The organism is Streptomyces sp. NPDC025833, from assembly GCF_055558055.1.
The window spans coordinates 76436-93751 of the sequence record NZ_JBVHNF010000019.1; the positions used below are offsets into that span (position 1 = coordinate 76436).

The following is a 17316-nucleotide window of genomic DNA, read 5'->3' on the forward strand; positions in this document are numbered from 1 at the left end:
TCACAGGTGTCGTCGCCGCGCTGCGTTAGGACCCGGCCGCTACGGTTGCGGCCCGGGCAGTGTGCTTGGCCAGAAGGTACGCCTCCGCCCTGTCCAGGGGGCGGCTTGCTCCGGTAGGCCCGCCGATCACGCGCTCGGACCGCGCCACGGGCCCGGCAGTCGCGCTCCGTCTCGTCCGGGCCGGCCTCACTGCCTGACGGACGCGGCCTGTGAGCCACCCGCTGACAGCCACCCCGGGCACAACGGCACGGGGGTGCCGTCGGCCGCCCCTCACATGCCGCCCGGGCCAGGAGACGACCGTCCGGCAGCCGGACCTGTCCGAGCCGCGACGGCTCCCTCACGCCGTAGTCCGTGATCCGTATGTGTCCCGTGCCGGCGGCGCGGCCCCGGGTCAGGCCGCCACCCCGGCCGGTGCGTGGACCGTCTCCGGGCGCAGGACCCGCCGGCGCCGGGACGGCATGCCCATGGTCGGGTTGGCCACACCCCACGCCGCGCCCTTGCAGATCATCTCCTTGTAGAAGGCGGCCCCGCGGCCCCTCAGCGCGCGCTCGACCGCCCGGTCGTCGGCGGTGACGAACTGGATCAGGCCCTCCTTGCGACCGAGGGAGATGCACTGCTGGAAGTAGCGGATCGGAATCCGGGGGACCTTGACGCCGGCGAGCCGGGCGGCGATGGCATCCGCGGCCTGCCAGGCCATGGGGACGCCCGAGGCGCAGGACATCCGCAGGGGCTTGTCGCCCGGGCCGACCGCCGTCGCCGCGTCACCCACCGCGTACACGTCCTCGTGGGAGACCGAGCGCATCGTGGCGTCGACCACGATCCGGCCGCCGTCGCTCACCTCGAGCGTGGTGGCCCGCGCGATGGGACGGACGGCGAATCCGGTGGTCCAGACGGTGACTTCGGAAGGCAGCGTCCGGCCGTCGGCCGTCGTCACGGCGTCCGCCTCCACGGCGGTGGCCTCGGCGTGTTCGTGGACCGTGATGCCGAGCCGGTCCACCACCTTCCGCAGGTGGGCGCGGCCCTTGGCCGACAGCCAGTCGCCGAGCGCGCCGCGGACGGCGAGGGCGACGTCGAGGTCCGGGCGGCCCTCGGCGATCTCCGTCGCGGCCTCGATGCCGGTCAGACCGCCGCCGACGACGAGCACGGGCCGGCCGGCGTCCAGGGCGGCCAGGCGGTCGCGCAGGCGCAGCGCGCCGGGCCGGCTGGAGACGTCGTGGGCGTGATCGGCGGCGCCGGGCACACCGCCGTCGTTCCAGCCGCTGCCGAGGGCGTAGACCAGGGTGTCGTACGCCAGTTCCTCCCGCCCCGCGCCGTCCGCGGCCGTGACCGTCACCGCCTTGCGCTCCACGTCCACGGCGGTGACCTCCGCGAGCTTCAGCTCGACGCCCGTGCCCGCGAACATCTCGCTGAACGGCCGGGGCCTGAGGTCCTGGCCGGCCGCGAGCTGGTGCAGCCGGACCCGCTCGACGAAGTCGGGCTCGGGGTTGACGAGGGTGATGGTGACGTCCTCGCGGTGCAGCCGCTTGGCGAGGCGCCCGGCGGCGATGGCTCCGGTGTAGCCGGCTCCGAGGACGACGATGCGGTGCTGCATGGACCTGCTCCTGTCGGTGAGGGTCGCGCCGCTGTCTGCGCGGTTTCGCCTCATGAACCGGGCAGCCGGGCGTTTCCTGACAGGATCAGGATGTGAAGCACGTCACATCCGGTCAGAGGGTGTGCAGTGGGTCCCCGTGGTCCGCGGCGGCCCACAGCTCACTCGCGCGGACGAGCTTGTCGGGGTTGACCTGGCTGCGCAGCGCGACGATGCCCTGCGCGCTCACCTCCAGGCAGGTGATCCCGACGACCCGGCCGTCCACGACCGCAACGAAGGCGGGTTCGCCGTTGGCCGTCGTCGCGTAGATCTCGACCGCGCCGCCGACGTGGGCCCGCTTGGCCTCGCTGGGCTTGAACAGGCCGCGCAGGAACTTGGCGACCGCGAGCGCCCCCTCGAACGCCTTCGCCCGGGCCGGGACCTTCCCACCGCCGTCACCGACCGAGACGGCGTCCTGGGTGAGCAGCCGCACCAGCGGTTCGGTCCGGCCGCTCGTCGCCGCGGCCAGGAACTCCTCGACGATCCTGCGGGCGGCAGCCTCGTCGACCTCGGTGCGCGCCCTGCCGTCCGCGACGTGCTTCCTGGCCCGGTGGTGGAGCTGCTGGCTGGCGGCCTCGGTGATGTCCAGGATCTCCGCGATCTCCCGGTGCGGGTAGTCGAAGGCCTCGCGCAGCACGTACACCGCCCGCTCGTTGGGCGACAGCCGCTCCAGCAGCACGAGGACGGCGTACGACACCGACTCACGCTGCTCGACGGTATCGGCCGGGCCGAGCATCGGATCCCCGGCGAGCAGCGGCTCGGGCAGCCACCTCCCCACGTACGTCTCGCGCCGGGCGCGTGCCGAAGTGAGCTGGTTCAGGCACAGGTTGGTGAGCACCTTGGTCAGCCACGCCTCGGGCACCTCGATCCGCTCGACGTCGGCCGCCTGCCAGCGCAGGAACGTCTCCTGCACGGCGTCTTCGGCCTCGCTCGCCGAGGCGAGCAAGCGGTAGGCGATGGCCTCCAGTCGCGGCCTGGCAGTCTGGAACCGGTCGACGTCACTCGCGATCAGGGCCATGCGTCCGATCCTAAGCAGAGGACGCCGACCAGGGCAGAGCCGGACCCCAAGGCGCTCGGCACCACCCTCTACGCCGACCCGCCGGCGACCGCCGGCGGCCGAGCGCGTCGTGCATGGACTGCGGCTGGCCCTCGCGGGCGGCCGGGTGGGAGAGCGGTGCGCCTTCGGCCGACGTGGCGGAGGCGCGGTCGGCGTGAGCGGCCGCACCGCGCCCCCGCACGGGAGTCAGCGCCGCAACCGCTCCAGCGTCGCCTTGGCGTCGGTCTTCAGCCAGTCGGTGACGTCGCTGAGCGCCGGCTGCTTCGTGTCGTCGTCGTACGAGCTCAGGTAGGCGTTGTAGCTCATCATGTACGTCACCCAGCCGTCCCGCACGGCGAGGGTCGCGTAGCGGGAGCCGCCGGAGGAGTTCTTCGCGAGATCCTGGCTGACCAGGTACGCCTCGTCGCCTATGCCCTTGACCGGTTCGGCGTCGTAGCCGGTGTGCACGTCCCCGTAGTTCTTCCAGGCGGCGGTGAACTCGGGCCCGGGATCGGTCTTCCGGTGCAGGTCCAGCTGCAATATCAGGAATGCGCTGCCGGAGGACGAACCGGGCTTCGCCAGGCGCGTGCTGCAGTACCTCTCGTCCAGTACCTCGTCCTTGAGCGAGGTGTGGACGGGTGAGGAGTCGTCCTCGGTGTACTCGTCCTTGAAGGAGGAGTAGTCGGCACCGGCGCACAGGTTGGCGGGTGCCGAGTAGCCGCGCAGTTCCGCGCTGCCGTCCTCGCCGCCGACGAGGACGAGACCGGCCGCCCAGACCGTGGAGGCCACGACCGCGCCGACGACGCCCCACAGCAGCGCGCGGCCGGCCCCTCCCCCGCCGCCGGGTGCCGGGGCAGGGTGCACGGGCGGGAATCCGGGCGGCTGTGCGTAGGGGCTTCCGGGCGGTAACTGTCCCGGGTAACCGGCCCTGGGAGGCTGTGCGTAGAAGTCGCCGGGCGGGGGCGACTGCGGATTCGGGTACGGATAGGCGGTCGGCTGCGGCGGGACGGTGGGCTGCTGGGGCTGCCGGCCGGACTCGTCGGCCGGCTGCGGTGGCGTTGACATACGGTGAAACTAGAACACGCGGGGCAGTCAAGTGCCCGACCGCTCGAAATCGTTGGGATCTGCGGACATCCGCTCCCCGTCCCGGGGCGGCCCACCCCGTCGACGCCCGGTTACAGGCCGGCGTCACCTACCGCCGGCTGAAGTGCGGTTCCTCACAAGCCTCCCAGGCCGGGCCCCTCGTTGATCGTCGGGCCCTCGGCCGTGGAGGTGCCGGCGGAACCACCGCCGAACTGGAACGCGCCCGTGGCCGGTATGTGGCGCAGGGCCATGCGGGTGAGCGCCCGGTGCTGTGCGGCGTCGAGGACCAGTCCGGGTACGAGCGCCGGCCGCGGCCCCTGGGCGTTCAGGCCCGCCAGCAGCCGGCGTCCGCGCCGGGACGCGTTGCCGTCGCGCTCCGGGGCGAGCCGGACCAGTACGCCGCCCGCGGTGAGCAGGCCGGCGAAGACCAGGATCGCCGGCAGCGAGTGGGTCGCGATGAGGATCAGGGCGCCCACCGCGGAGGTGAGGAACATGACCCCCAGGTGCACGTTGTAGGAGAGTTCGCTGCGGCTGCGGGTGACCAGCCCGGCCGCGCGCAGGTCCCGCTCCACGGCCCGCACCTCCTCCAGCTGCGCCGCGCTGTCCCGCAGATCCCAGGCCCACGGGCGCGCCTTGCGCGGCAGGGCGGCCAGGACCGCCCTCTGGAGCGGGTCCCGGCCGGCGGCGTCGGCGCCGGTGGTTTGCAGCCGGCCCCGGTCGGTGAACCGCAGGGCCTTCGTCAGGATCATGGCCTCCACCAGCGTGGACGCCAGGTGGTCCGGGTCCCGCTCGTCGGCGCGCAGCACCGCGGCCTCGTAGAGCGACAGCGGCACGTCCGCGGCCCTCGCCGTCCTGACCGGCGGATACTCGGCCCACAGCCAGAAACCGGCGCGGTAGCCGCACGAGGCGACCATCAGTGCCGTGCATCCCAGCAGCAGTGTGTACACCGTCTTCCGGCCTCCCCCGCCCACCCCGCGCCGTCCCCTGCCGGCACGGCGCTCCACCGGGCCCGGCCGGGCCCGGTCCGACCGGGGTATGCCCAACGGACGGCCGCCGGAATCCTCACCGGCCGTCCGGATGCCATGGCCGTCCCGGGCGGTGTGCGAGGGCGGGGTGTCCCGCCGTGCGTGACCTGCGCGCTGCCGGGCCGGGCACCCGCTCCGTCAGCGGCGGTGGCAGTAGGAATCCGAGGAGGCGTCGCCGCCCTGCCGGCGTGTCTGGTACGCGCAGACCGAGGAAGGCCGCGCCGGGGTTCTAGTCTTCCCAGACGGTGATCGTCGCTTTGTAGGCGGCGAGGGCCTTGTCCATCTTCTCCACCTCGATGTATGCGGTCCGGCCTTCTGCCGTCGTCACGCAGAAGCGGGCGCCGGGAGTGATCGGCAGGGTATCGGTAGCGGTTGTGGAGATGCGGTCCTTGCATGCCTGCCGGTCCGGCTTCGCCCGCTCATCCCAGGTCGCAATGGTCGGCTCGGTGGTGAAGAACCCGCCGTTCATGCCGTACAGGGTGACCTCGTCGTCCGTGCTGCTGTAAGAGGCCCACACGCCGGCGTCGTTGTTGCTGGACAGTACCTTGACCGGGACGGTGTCGAGATCGAGGTAGGTGAGGGCGACACCGTGCCCCGACCATCGGATCCTGTCCGGCTTCGCACTGGACGGTCCCGGGCTGGAGGACTCCGCTTCGGAGGGCTGAGGGGTGGTCGGGCTGGGGATGGCCGAAGCGGGTGGGGTGGTGGGTTGCGGTGACGGGGACGCGGCCCGGTCCGCGGTGCCTCGATCGCCGGCCGCCCAGATCCCGGCGGCGGCACCGCCCCCGGCCAAGAGCACCACGGCCGCCGCGAAGCCGATCAGCCGGAGCGTGCGCCGGGCCCGGGACTTCGGCGGCTGGGGAGAAGAGGCGGGCGGCAGCGAGGGAATCCACGCCTGGTGCGCTCCCGCACCACCCCCGGCTCCCGCCGGCACCAGGTCCCCCGGACCGTCGGCCTCTTCGAGCACGGCCAGGCGCGCCCGGCAGTCGTCCAGCTCCGTGACCAGAGCACCGCGATGACGGACGAGTTCGCCCCGGCGTTCCGCCAGAACCCGGGTCTCCTCCTCCAGTCGGCGCTGACGCTCCCGGGCGGCCGGTGAAGCATCTGCCCGGCCTGCCTCCTCGAGGTCGGCCAGGAGCTGGTTCTCCCGCGCACGGATCCCGGCCAGCTCTTCGCGGAGCCGGTGCAGGGTCTCCTCGCCCTCCAGGAGGCGCAGCAGGAGGGAGTTCTGGTCGCTGCCGTGGATGTCGGCACCGATGTCGACCAGGACGGTGCGGTAGGCGGTGAAGAGCTCCGCGCGGCGCTGCGGGGCGGCGGGGTCGTCGGTGCGGCGGGCGACCTCGGTGAGCAGGTCGTGGAGGAAGTCCCACGGCGGCAGGTTCGTACCCAGCGTGTACTTGTGGACGGTGGCGTCCTTGTATGCGGGGAACCGGGCCGCGAACTCGCGCGAGCTCAAGCCGGTCAGGTCCAGCAGGACTTTCAGCCGGGCGCCGAACTCGGCCTTCAGCCGGTCCTTCTCCTTACGCGCCTCCTGGCGTGCGGGAACACTCTTCCCACCACCGTCCCACTTCTGTGCCACTGTGCTCCCCCTCAACGGCTTCCCGGTGCCGGACCGCACCGGAAACGGTTCCTCTGGCTCAGTCGCCCACCACCAGAGCCATCGGTCACTTTAAGGCCAACTCGGCAGGCCAGAGGGGGCGTTGAGACGGCGCGGGTGCCGTTTCGGCCTTACCCACCGTCGCCCGGGGCGTGCCACCCACGACACCACCTTCCACCCGCCGGAGTTCTTGCGTGGCACCGAACGTCAACTCGTCCGCCGCTTCTTGCGATGGGGGCGACGTGGGCGGACGAAGGTGTCAAGCGCGCCCACGGCCGCACGGATATGGGCCGGCCCGCGACGCAACCGCTCTCCCGCGCACCACCAGGACAGTTGACCGTCCGCATCTCGCGGATGCATCCCCAGGTCGTGCTCGGCACACAGAGGCCACGCCTGCCACAGACACTCGGTGACGGTCTCCTGCGCGACATCGGCGACGACCGCGAGCGCGGAGACAGGGTCGTCCGCCGAGTCCGGGTACAGGTGATTGCCGTGCCACCTGCCGTTGGCCAGAGCGACGTAGACGTTCTCCGGCTCGTCCACGTCGTAGGGCGGGAGGGCCAGCAGTTGCAAGGGCTCCTGCTCCGGAAGGGTCGCCGCCAGGTCCCGGTTGAGGAGGGCGAGAGCCCGGTCCCACATGGGGTACTCGCCCGGCGAGACGCGACGGGGCTCGGGCTGGTCGAGAAAAGCATGCATGGGCACCATCCTGCGCCACCCCGAGGCGGCCCCGAGCGCTGTGGCGTGGCCGGCCGGCCACTCCCCGACCGGTCGAAGGCCCGACGGCAGCCCGGGCAGGTGGAAGGGGTCGTCACGGAGGCACTTCGTGGCGGGTTCGACGAGGCGATCCGCCTGTACGCCACCGCCTGCGCCGAATGTCCTGCGCCGAACGTATGGCGCCACTGTTCGCGGGCCGGCGCGCCGGGGTGGGAAGCCGGCCTGGAAGTGGTGAGAGCGATGACGAGCGCCGCCGCCGTGCCGGCGGCGTCCCTGTGTGTGACGGCTCCACCACGCACCGGTGGTGTTTCTCCGTCCGCTGGGTCCGGATCCGCGGCTCGCGAATCGCTCGCCCGTACGATGGCGCAATGGAGACGAGCGAGTGAGCGACCGTGCCGGCGCTGCGGCGGCGTCGGCGCCGCCGCAGTGGTGGCGCCGTCTGCACGAGCTGTGGCTCACGGCCGTACGGGTGGAGGACATCACCGCGCTCGCCCCGCGCGTCTATTCCGCCCTGCTGGAGCTGCCCGGGGCCGTCGCGGTCGTCGGCGCCCGGTGGGAAGGACGTCAGCCGCGCTACCTGCGTCTGCTGACCGAGCGCGAGGAGGGACCCGTCATCTGGCTCCCGACGTCCCCCGGCTGGCCCGGCGGTCCCTTGCCGCACCGTGTCGACGTCCCGGCCGGCCGCCCCTCGGTGCGCTGGTGCGCTCCCACCGGGCCGGACGCCGCGCTGCCGCTCGTCGGCCCACTGCTGGCGGAGCAGGCAGCGGGCACCGTGCTGGAGTGCGTCTTCGCCCTGGACGCCGGTGACACGGCCGGCCTGTGGGTGGGCTTCGCCGACGAGGTACCGGAGGACGGGCGGCCGCTGCCGGGCGAGCAGCTGGCGCAGATCGCCGACGTCCTCGTGGCCAGCAACCGGCGCATCGCGGAGAGCCACGACCACGAGCGGCGGCAGGCACGGGACGCGTTCCTGGCCGAGGCCTCGCTCCAGATGGACGAGAGTCTGGACGTGGAGGAGACGCTGCGCAGGGTGGCGAGGCTGGCCGTGCCCGCGATCGCCGACGGCTGTGCCGTCCACCTCTTCCGGCCGGACGGCGGTCTCGAACCGGTCGCCACCGCCCACGTCGCGGCCGGTGTCCAGAGGTGGCTCGGTGATGTCGCACGGCACGACGAGTGGCTGATCGCGCAGCTGCGCGGCACCTCGCGGCACGCCCAGGGCCGGGTGCTGAAGGACGACGATCTCGCGGGCGGTCCGTTCGGGCCGGGCGCCGTGGGTGAGGGGAAGACGATCAGAGCGCTGAGCGTCAGCCCGCTGCGCGCCCGGGGCCGCGTGCTGGGCACGCTCACCTTCCTGTACCACCGCGGCGACACCAGTCTCTCGGACCTGCCGACCCTCACCGACCTGGCGGGCCGCGCCGCCCTCGCGATCGATACCGCCACGCTGTACGACCAGCGCCGGCAGAACGTCGAGACGCTTCAGCGGCAACTGCTGCCCCGCGGTCTGCCGCGGGTGCCCGGAGTGGAGCTGAGCGCCGCGTACGCGGTCGGCGACCCCACGCTCGACGTCGGCGGCGACTTCTACGACGCCGTACTCGCCGACGACCGGCTCTCCCTGGTCATCGGCGACGTGTGCGGGCGCGGGGCCGAGGCGGCGGCCTTCACCGCTCTGGCCCGGCACACCCTGCGCACACTGCTGGAGGAGGGCACAGCGCCCGGCCGCGCCCTGGCCCGGCTGAACCGGGCCCTGATCGGGGAGGGAGCCAGCCGGTTCGTCACCGCCCTGGTCGTGACGTTGCATCCCGCTCCCGACGGCGGTTGGGAAGCGGTGATCGCGGGGGGCGGGCATCCTTGGCCGCTGGTGAGACGGGATGGCGGGGAGGTCGAGGAAGTGCCGGCACACGGGCTGCTCCTGGGTGTCGTGCCCGACGCGGTGTGGCGGGAGACGCGGATCCGGCTCGCCGCGGGTGACGCGATGGTGCTGTTCACCGACGGTCTGACGGAGGCCCGATCGGCGGACGGGACCTGCTTCGAACAGCATCTGCCAGAGGCCGTGCGCCGGCTCGCCCCGCTCGGGGAGACCTCGTCGGCCCGGCTCATCGCGGCCGCCGCGGAGTTCCGGCACCTCGGCGACGACGACACCGCCGTACTGATCGCAAGGATGGAAGGGCGACCGTGAAGCCGCAGCAGGCACCGGCCAGACGGCTGGACAACGGCCGTGTCCTGGTCGTGGAGGACTCCCAGGAGGACGCGGAGGCCATCGAGCGGGCGCTGTCGCGCACGCACCCGCAGCTGCGTCTGGAGTTCCTCTCGCGCGGCGACGGCCTGGTGGAGCACCTGCTGCGCGGCGACGAAGCGCCCGGCATCGTGCTGCTCGACCTCAACATGCCCGGCATCAGCGGACACGCCGCGCTGAACGCCGTCCGCTCACGCCCTGAGCTGGCGGAGATCACCGTGGTGGTCTTCACGTCCTCCACCGCGCCCGCGGAGGTGGACGCCTGCTACGCGGCGGGGGCAGACAGCTACGTCTACAAGCCGCTCAACTTCGACCTGTTCCGCACCGTCCTGAAGGGCGCCGTGGACTACTGGCTGGAGGCCAAGGGGCAGCCACCGGCCCTGCCCGGCGACTACTCGCCGAGGGTGAAGTAGAACGCCGTCCCCTCCCCCGGCGCGCCCGTCAGCCACAGCCGGCCGCCGTGAAGCTCGATGATCCGTTTGACGACGGCCAGGCCCACGCCCGTGCCGCCCCCGCGCTCCTGCGGAGCGTGCAGTCTGCGGAAGAGGTCGAACACCTCCTCCCGCTGCTCGTGGGGGATGCCGATGCCGTTGTCCCTCACCACCACTGCCGAGGCGGGCGACTCGGCTCCCGGGGGAACCACGTCCTCGACACCGATCTCCACCCGGCGGTCGGGCCGGTCGGCCGCGTACTTGGCCGCGTTGACGAGCAGGTTGACCAGAACCTCGTAGACGCGGTCACGGTCGGCGTGGACACGCGGCAGCGACGCCGGACGCACCACCCGCACCCGCTCCTCGGCGAGCCGGGGACCGGCCACCTCCAGGGCGGCGTCCACGACCTCGTCCAGCGCGACGTCGTCCCGGCGCAGGCCACTACGGCCCATACGGGCGTAGTGCAGCAGCGAGTTGAGCAGGTCGTCCATGCGCGCGGCCAGACGCTGCGTCGTCTCCAGCCGCCGCACACTGGTCGCATCGAGGCTCGGTCCCGCGTCCTCCAGCATGAAGGTCGCGGCGTTCGCGATGCCGCGCAACGGCTCCTTGAGGTCGTGGGCGGCGACATGGGCGAAGGAGTCGAGATCGATGTTGGTCATGCGCAGCTCCTCGTTCAGCTGCGCCAGCTCGTCCGCGTGGCGCAGGACGAGTCCGGTGAGCAGCCGCCCCATCTCCAGTGCCGCGGCCTTGTCGCGCTCGCTCCAGGGCAGGCTCCTGCCCCGGTTCATCGACCGGTAGACGGCGCCTGACCCGCGCGGCGTCAGCCGCTCGCCGCGCGGGCCCGTGAGCACGGGCCGCGCGGGGTCCGCGGCCCACGCCCGCGGTTCGGGCCGCTCCTCGCGGACCCAGGCGAGGTAGTCGCCGCCGCGGCCGATCGACAGCAGCAGCACGCCGGCGGGGCGGGAGCCGGCCGCCCGCGGACCGGCGCCGGTCTCGCCTAGGAGTTCCGGCAGCCGGTCGGTGGACCAGACCTCGCCGGTCGGGGCCTGGGCCGCGTACCGGCCGAGCGTCCGGGCCAGCTCGTGCGGCACTGGCTGGTCGCCCGTCCACGAGGCGCGGCCGTCGCGCACCAGCAGCAGGCCGTCGGCCTCCACCAGCCGGCGCACCGCCTCCTCGTGGCGCATCAGCGAGGCGTCGACGTCCTCGTCCAGGAGTTCGGCGACGGCCGCGGCGTCCCGGGCCGAGCGCTCCAACGCGTCCGCCCGGCGCCGTTCCTCGATGGCCGCCAGTTGCATGGAGAAGGCGGTGCCGAACAGCTCGCACGCCGAGCGCACCTCCGGCGCCAGCCAGCGAGGCCGGGCACCGTGGCAGGCGATCAGCCCCCACAGGCGCCCTTCGCGCAGCAGGGACACCGACATCGACGACCGCACACCGATGTTGCGCAGGTACTCCAGGTGGTAGCCGGAGACGGTGCGCAGCGCGGCTCCGGACAGGTCCAGCGGGGCACCCGTGGCGGCCCGGACGGGCGGGTGGAGCGAGGCGGTGGGATCGTCGACGTCGCGGATGACGCGGATCCAGTTCTCCTCGTACAGGCGCCGGGCCTGCGGCGGGATGTCGGTGGCCGGGAACCAGAGCCCGAGCCAGGGCTCCCAGCCTTCCCGTACGTCCTCGGCCACCACCTCGCCGGGCCCGTCGACGCCGTCGAAGCGGTAGGCCACGACCCGGTCGTAACCGGTGAGCCGACGCATCTCGACGACGGCGGCGCGGCAGCAGTCGATCACCGTGCTCGCGGCCCGCAGACGGCGCAGTGCCTGGCGGACCCCCTGGTAGAAGCCGGCGAACACGAACGCGTCCGTCGCCAGGTCTCGGGGCTCGAACTCCAGGACCACCAGACCCTCGCGCCGGTGGACGGACAGGTCGAAGGCGGTGGGGGCACCGGACGTGCCCGCGACGACCGGGAGGGTCACGGCCGTCGCGTCGCCCGCGGCGGACACCTCCAGGGCCTCGGCCCAGTCGGCCCGCGTGAGGACGTCGGTGACGGGCCGGCCCACCAGTTCCCCGGCCTCGACGCCCAGCAGCGCCCGCGTGTTCCCGGCGGCGGTGTCCACCACAGCGCTTGCCGGGTCCACCGCCAGCAGTGTGCCGTGCGACTGGACCCCGCCCAGTCGATGGATCTTCTCCCGCACACACAGTGAGAGGTCGAATCCCTCCGACACCGATGCCTCGGCCGCGCGTGTCCTCGCCGAAAGCCATTCGTCCGTCATGAGCTGATCATCCACTACGCCTGCACCAGGGGCCCGGCGGCACCTTGCCCTCCGCTCAGCCGCGCAGGGAGCCGGGATCAGCGACGCCGTTTTGCCGGAGCGGCAACAGGAGTGGCGTGACCGGGCCACGATGGGTGACGTTGAGCCCGTGACCGACAACAACATCACGGCGGGATCGCCCGCGTCTGACACGTCCCTGCCCGGCGACGGATACCTCGGAGACCCCGCGGTGCGGGCGGAGTGGGACAACCGGTACGCCGACCGGCAACAGCTGTGGAGCGGCCGGCCCAACGGTGCGCTCGTGGCCGAGGTCGCCGGGCTCACGCCCGGGCGGGTGCTCGACGTCGGCTGCGGCGAGGGTGCGGACGCCGTCTGGCTCGCGCGCGGCGGCTGGGACGTGACCGCGCTCGAGGTCTCGGGCGTGGCGCTGGAGCGGGCGGCCGGGCACGCGCGGGACGCGGGCGTCTCCGTTCGCTGGGTGCACGCCGCGCTGACGGAGGCGGCGCTCGCGCCGGCCTCCTTCGACCTGGTCTCCGCGCAGTATCCGGCCCTGCTGCGCACCCCCGACGCCGCGGCCGAGCGCGCGCTGCTCGCGGCCGTCGCGCCCGGCGGCGTGCTGCTGCTCGTGCACCACGCGGGGATGGACACCCGGCAGGCGCACGACGGCGGCTTCGACCCGGCTGACTACGTCTGGCCCTCGATGGTCGCCGCCCTGCTCACCGACGACTGGAAGGTGGAGGTGAACGAGCAGCGCCCACGCGAGGCACCCGACGGCGGCGCCGGCGCGCACCATACCGACGACCTGGTGCTGCGTGCGCGACGGCTGCGCTGAGCCCCTCGGCTCACAGGGATGCGGCGAGCGTGCTGCCGGGCCGTCCCCGCGACGGCTGCACGTCACGCTCGCCGCCTCGCACGACGAGCCGCGCGACAGTGCCACACGAGCTGGGGAAAATCGTTCGCGGCCGCTCATCGTGGGTGGCTAACGTGCACCGGCGTGGACATCGAGGATCCCAAAGAGCTGGTCCGGCGGGGGTACGACGCGCTCTCCCTCCGCTATGACCGAGCCTACGGCGCCGAGACGAAGTACCGGTCGTGGATCAGCGGGCTGTCCGGTCGTGTCCCGGCCGGAGGCACGGTGCTGGATCTCGGGTGCGGAAGCGGGGTTCCCGTCGCTCGCGCGTTCACGGCCGCAGGTCATCGTGTCACCGGCGTCGACATCAGCGATGTACAGATCCGCAGGGCCCGGGAGCTCGTGCCGCAGGCCGAGTTCATCCGCGCCGATGCCACGGCCGTGGACTTCGCGCCGGCCTCCTTCGACGCGGTCGTCTCCTTCTACGCGCTGATCCACATCCCGCTCGACGAACAGCTTCCCCTGCTGCGGAAGGTCGCCGGATGGCTGCGACCCGGCGGCTGGTTCCTGGGCACCACCGGTCATCGGGCCTGGACCGGTGTCGATGAGGACTGGCTGGGTGGCGGGGCCGCCATGTGGTGGAGTCACGCGGACGCCGCCACGAACCGGGCATGGATCACTGAAGCCGGGCTGACGGTCGAGCAGGAGGAGTTCGTACCCGAAGGCGAAGGCGGGCACGCGCTGTTCTGGGCTCGACGCCGCTGAGGACAGGGGCGCAGGCCGATGGGGCAGTCCCGGCAGCAGGCACTCGACCGGATCCGCAGCGGCGGCGGCGCGGAAGCTCCCACTGGCTGATGCAAGAAGGGATCGTCAGCAAGCTGACGATCCCTCATGCACGGTGCGGGGCCGACGACACTCCTTCGACCGCGTCGGGCCTTTCTGCGTGAAAGGCCGAGCCCGGCCGGCGCGGGGCCCCGGCGGCGAGCCGCGGATCAGCGTGACGCGGGCGGGATGCTCTGCTCGTACTGGAAGACGTTGTAGGGGTCGTACTTCGCCTTGATCTTGCGCAGCCGCTCGAAGTGGTGCCTCCCCCAGTAGGCGGTCTCCCACTCCTGCATGCCGACGTTCGGCACGTTGACGTAGGCGCCGTCCACGAAGCTGCGCATCGCCTGGCTGAATTCGGCGGTCCAGGCCTGGCACGTCGAGGTGAGCGGGTCGCAGACGCCCGGTGTCGTTGAAGGAGTCCCCCAGGCTGCGCCGATCTCGCCGTAGAAGATCGCGTCGCGGTGCACGAACGCGGTGCCGCCGCGAGGCTCCTTCTTGATCGCCCCGCCGAATGCGTCGACGAAGTAGTTGCTGTCCTCCGTGGGCGCGTTTCGCATGTAATAGCCGATGACGTCGATCGCCTTCTTCGGGAACAGCTTCTTGGCGAACTGCGAGAAGAACTTCACGTTGGCGGGCTCCTGCGAGCGCGGGACCTGGGCTCCGGCGAAGATGGGGCCCCAGTTGCCGACCTGCACCTTCACATCGGGCCTGCCGATCGACAGGATCGGGGCCAGCAGCTTCCTGGCCTCTGCCTCCGTGCCCTCCGCGAGCCACGCGAACAGCAGGATCTGGGACTTGTGGATCTCGACTTCGGATCCGAGGCGGTTGTCGGCGAACGGTACCGTACGCTGCCATGCATCGAAGATCCCGTGCAGGTCGGTGAGGCCGTCCCAGGTCGCCTGCACATAGGCGATGCGCTTGAGCGGGTGCACCTTGTAGGTGAGTTCCGTGACGATTCCGAAGTTTCCGTTTCCCGCCCCGCGGAGCGCCCAGAGCAGGTCCGAGTGGTCCTTCAGGTCGGCATGGATCACCTTGGCGCAGTCGCGCCCCGACGGGACGACGACCTCGGTCCCGATCAGGCTGTCGCAGGCCATGCCGAGCCAGCGGTTGAGGGGGCCGAGGCCGCCGCCGACCGTCGCACCGACCAAGCCGACGCTGCCTTCGCTTCCGGTCGTCACCGCGAGGTTCCGCTTGGCGAGCGTCGTCACCGCTTCCAGCTGGGTCAGGCCGGCGCCGACCGTCGCGATACGAGCGTGGGTGTCGACGTGGACCGACTTGAGCTGGCTGACATCGATCACGATGCCGTTGTCGATGTTCGACCAGCCCTCCAGCGCGTGGCGGCCGCTGCGTACCCGCAGTGCGACGTTGTGCTGCCGTGCCCAGGTGAGGGCGTTCACCACGTCCTGGGTCCTCTGGGCGAAGACGATGACCAGCGGGTAGTGGGAGAACAGCTGGTCGTAGTCGATGCGGTCATCCGTGTACGAGGCGTCACCGGGGCGGACGACGCGACCGGTCAGCTTCGCCGGCGGACATCCCGACGACCCTCTGGTCGGGTCGCTCGCGGCCGCAAGGCCCGAGGTGCTCGCGGCCGCGATGTCCGGCGCACCTGCGGCCGTGAGGCCCGGGATGACGACCGCCCCGGCGCCGGCGGCCGCTGACGCCCTGAGCATGTAGCGGCGGGAGAAATCGCTCAAGGTCCAGATCCTTTCGATCGGGCTGCGCCGGTACGCGGCTGAGGGAGCCCTTGTCCGTCAGTCGTGGGGCAGTCCTTCGTGGTCGACTCCCGCACGGTAACGGGGTGACCGTGCGGTGTTTCCTGACACGCCAATCGAGAACGATGACGACAGCCTGAAGGAGTAATTCAGCGGGATCCCGTCATAACCGATTCGGGATGCGCCGCGTCCTGCTCGCAATGGCCCGAAGACTTCGGCCCGAAGAATTTGACCCGACGACTTCCTTTTCGACGAGAATTTGTGGGCGTGCCCCCGTGATCACCACTCTCCGCCCGGAGAACCCGACCGGCCACTCGCGGGACTCGTCGTGCGGACGGTGTACCGCTGTGCGCACGTGTACGCCGGTCGGTGCCGGAAGCAGGACCTCTCGGTCCGCGGATGTGCGCCGTTCGTTCATCGCGGCATGGAGATGTCGTTCCCGCGTCGGTTCTACTCACCGGTAGGTCAGGAGAAGTTGGTCCGGAGGCGGCTTACCGGCCGCCCGTCGAAGCCTTAAGGTCCCGTAGACCAGTCGGCGGCGCTCACCAAGTCATCGTTCACCCTTGCCAGGCTGAAGGAGCAACTGTGGAACGTCGCAACTTCCTGCGTGGTGCCGTGCTCGGCACCTCGGCCGCCGTCTTCGGCGGCACCCTCATGCGTGGCGCCGCCTACGCGGCCCCGGCGCAGAACGGCGTCGGCCCGTACGGTGGTCTGCTGGCCGCCGACGCCAACGGCATCCTCCTGCCCGGCGGCTTCACCAGCAGGGTCATCGCCCGCTCCGGCCAGACCGTCACCGGCACTTCGTACACCTGGCACAACGCCCCCGACGGCGGCGCGTGCTTCGCCGACGGTACGGGCTGGATCTACGTCTCCAACTCCGAGGTCTCCACCGGTGGCGGCGCGGGAGCCGTCAAGTTCAACTCCTCGGGTTCCATCACGGGCGCCTACCGCGTCCTGTCCAGCACCCGGAACAACTGTGCGGGCGGCGCGACGCCGTGGAACACCTGGCTGTCGTGTGAGGAGGTGAGCGGCGGCTACGTCTACGAAACCGACCCCTGGGGTGTGAACGCCGCGGTCCGCCGCCCCGCGATGGGCCAGTTCAAGCACGAGGCGGCCGCTGCCGACCCGGTGCGCAAGGTCATCTACCTGACCGAGGACGAGCCGGACGGCTGCTTCTACCGGTTCGTTCCCGGCACCTGGGGCAACCTGTCCGCCGGCACCCTCCAGGTGCTGGTCGCCGGCACCGGAACCTCCGGCTCCTTCACCTGGGCGAACGTGCCCGATCCGGACGGCTCCCCCACGGCCACCCGCGACCAGGTCTCCGGTGCCAAGATCTTCAACGGCGGCGAGGGCTGCCACTACTCGAAGGACACCGTCTGGTTCACCACGAAGGGTGACAACCGCGTCTGGCAGCTCAACCTGCTCGGCAACACCTACGAACTCGCCTACGACGACAGCCTGGTCACCAACGGCACCGCCCCGCTGACCGGCGTCGACAACGTCACGGGCAGCTCCTCGGGGGACCTGTTCGTCGCCGAGGACGGCGGCAACATGGAGATCTGCGTCATCACCCCCGACGACGTCGTCGCTCCCTTCCTGAGGATCAACGGCCAGTCCGGCTCGGAGATCACCGGCCCGGCGTTCTCCCCCGACGGCAGGCGGCTGTACTTCTCCAGCCAGCGCGGCACGTCCGGCAGTTCCTCCGGCGGCATCACCTACGAGGTGACCGGCCCGTTCCGCACCACTGCCTGACGGCAGTCGACTGACGGCCGGGCCGGTGCGGCAACGCACCGGCCCGGGCGTCAGCCCCTGCCGAGGGCGGGACCGCAGGACCGTCCGAGCAGGGCGTGAGGCCGTACGAAGGCCGGCGTGCGGCAGAGCGCGGAGCATGCCTCCCCTCATGGAACCGAGGCCGGTGCGGG

At 71.9% G+C, this 17316-nt stretch carries 13 protein-coding genes; 5 read left to right on the forward strand and 8 right to left on the reverse strand.

The window, feature by feature from the left end:
- Positions 1-391 precede the first annotated feature (391 nt).
- From ACZ4K2_RS30020 to ACZ4K2_RS30045, 6 genes are all read right to left on the reverse strand, one after another.
- A complete protein-coding gene (locus tag ACZ4K2_RS30020) occupies positions 392-1591 on the reverse strand; it encodes an NAD(P)/FAD-dependent oxidoreductase (RefSeq protein ID WP_467479589.1) in 1200 nt (399 codons plus the stop codon).
- A 112-nt stretch (positions 1592-1703) separates the two neighbouring features.
- Positions 1704-2645, reverse strand: coding sequence for an RNA polymerase sigma factor SigJ (gene sigJ, locus ACZ4K2_RS30025; RefSeq protein ID WP_467479587.1), 942 nt, complete (start codon positions 2643-2645; stop codon positions 1704-1706).
- A gap of 225 nt (positions 2646-2870) precedes the next feature.
- Positions 2871-3728, reverse strand: coding sequence for a hypothetical protein (locus ACZ4K2_RS30030; protein ID WP_467479585.1), 858 nt, complete (start codon positions 3726-3728; stop codon positions 2871-2873).
- 152 nt (positions 3729-3880) lie between these two features.
- Positions 3881-4693 carry a TIGR04222 domain-containing membrane protein gene (locus ACZ4K2_RS30035; RefSeq protein ID WP_467479583.1) on the reverse strand — a complete coding sequence of 271 codons (813 nt, stop codon included), beginning with the start codon at positions 4691-4693 and terminating at the stop codon, positions 3881-3883.
- 307 nt (positions 4694-5000) lie between these two features.
- A complete protein-coding gene (locus ACZ4K2_RS30040) occupies positions 5001-6350 on the reverse strand; it encodes a hypothetical protein (RefSeq protein ID WP_467479581.1) in 1350 nt (449 codons plus the stop codon).
- Positions 6351-6575: 225 nt separating this feature from the next.
- Positions 6576-7064, reverse strand: a complete 489-nt coding sequence (locus ACZ4K2_RS30045) for a hypothetical protein (RefSeq protein WP_467479580.1) — start codon at positions 7062-7064, stop codon at positions 6576-6578.
- A gap of 400 nt (positions 7065-7464) precedes the next feature.
- On the opposite strand from ACZ4K2_RS30045, the gene ACZ4K2_RS30050 reads away from it, so the two are divergent.
- Positions 7465-9255: a PP2C family protein-serine/threonine phosphatase gene (locus ACZ4K2_RS30050; protein WP_467479578.1), complete on the forward strand. Its 1791-nt coding sequence runs from the start codon at positions 7465-7467 to the stop codon at positions 9253-9255.
- Entirely contained in the window at positions 9252-9725 is a 474-nt protein-coding gene (locus tag ACZ4K2_RS30055) for a response regulator (RefSeq protein WP_467479576.1), read from the forward strand. The genes ACZ4K2_RS30050 and ACZ4K2_RS30055 overlap by 4 nt, the downstream gene beginning before the upstream one ends.
- Here ACZ4K2_RS30055 and ACZ4K2_RS30060 read toward each other — a convergent pair.
- Entirely contained in the window at positions 9704-12007 is a 2304-nt protein-coding gene (locus ACZ4K2_RS30060) for an ATP-binding protein (protein ID WP_467479574.1), read from the reverse strand. The genes ACZ4K2_RS30055 and ACZ4K2_RS30060 overlap by 22 nt on opposite strands.
- A 130-nt stretch (positions 12008-12137) precedes the next feature.
- Here ACZ4K2_RS30060 and ACZ4K2_RS30065 point away from each other — a divergent pair, with 130 nt between their 5' ends.
- On the forward strand, positions 12138-12839 hold the full coding sequence (locus ACZ4K2_RS30065) for a class I SAM-dependent methyltransferase (RefSeq protein WP_467479572.1): 702 nt from the start codon (positions 12138-12140) through the stop codon (positions 12837-12839).
- A gap of 162 nt (positions 12840-13001) precedes the next feature.
- The gene (locus ACZ4K2_RS30070; protein WP_467479570.1) at positions 13002-13622 is read left to right on the forward strand and encodes a class I SAM-dependent methyltransferase; all 621 of its coding nucleotides are present in this window, start codon (positions 13002-13004) and stop codon (positions 13620-13622) included.
- Positions 13623-13849: 227 nt separating this feature from the next.
- Here ACZ4K2_RS30070 and ACZ4K2_RS30075 read toward each other — a convergent pair whose 3' ends face one another.
- Entirely contained in the window at positions 13850-15376 is a 1527-nt protein-coding gene (locus tag ACZ4K2_RS30075) for an FAD-binding oxidoreductase (protein WP_467479568.1), read from the reverse strand.
- Positions 15377-15979: 603 nt separating this feature from the next.
- Here ACZ4K2_RS30075 and ACZ4K2_RS30080 point away from each other — a divergent pair.
- On the forward strand, positions 15980-17146 hold the full coding sequence (locus tag ACZ4K2_RS30080; RefSeq protein ID WP_467479566.1) for an alkaline phosphatase PhoX: 1167 nt from the start codon (positions 15980-15982) through the stop codon (positions 17144-17146).
- Positions 17147-17316: the final 170 nt, after the last annotated feature.

What these genes read in the sequence shown, in the direction of transcription:
- ACZ4K2_RS30020 (WP_467479589.1), bottom strand. Translation starts at nt 1,591, where the DNA reads ATGCAGCACCGCATCGTCGTCCTCGGAGCCGGCTACACCGGAGCCATC.
- sigJ (WP_467479587.1), bottom strand. Translation starts at nt 2,645, where the DNA reads ATGGCCCTGATCGCGAGTGACGTCGACCGGTTCCAGACTGCCAGGCCG.
- ACZ4K2_RS30030 (WP_467479585.1), bottom strand. Translation starts at nt 3,728, where the DNA reads ATGTCAACGCCACCGCAGCCGGCCGACGAGTCCGGCCGGCAGCCCCAG.
- ACZ4K2_RS30045 (WP_467479580.1), bottom strand. Translation starts at nt 7,064, where the DNA reads ATGCATGCTTTTCTCGACCAGCCCGAGCCCCGTCGCGTCTCGCCGGGC.
- ACZ4K2_RS30060 (WP_467479574.1), bottom strand. Translation starts at nt 12,007, where the DNA reads ATGACGGACGAATGGCTTTCGGCGAGGACACGCGCGGCCGAGGCATCG.
- ACZ4K2_RS30065 (WP_467479572.1), top strand. Translation starts at nt 12,138, where the DNA reads ATGGGTGACGTTGAGCCCGTGACCGACAACAACATCACGGCGGGATCG.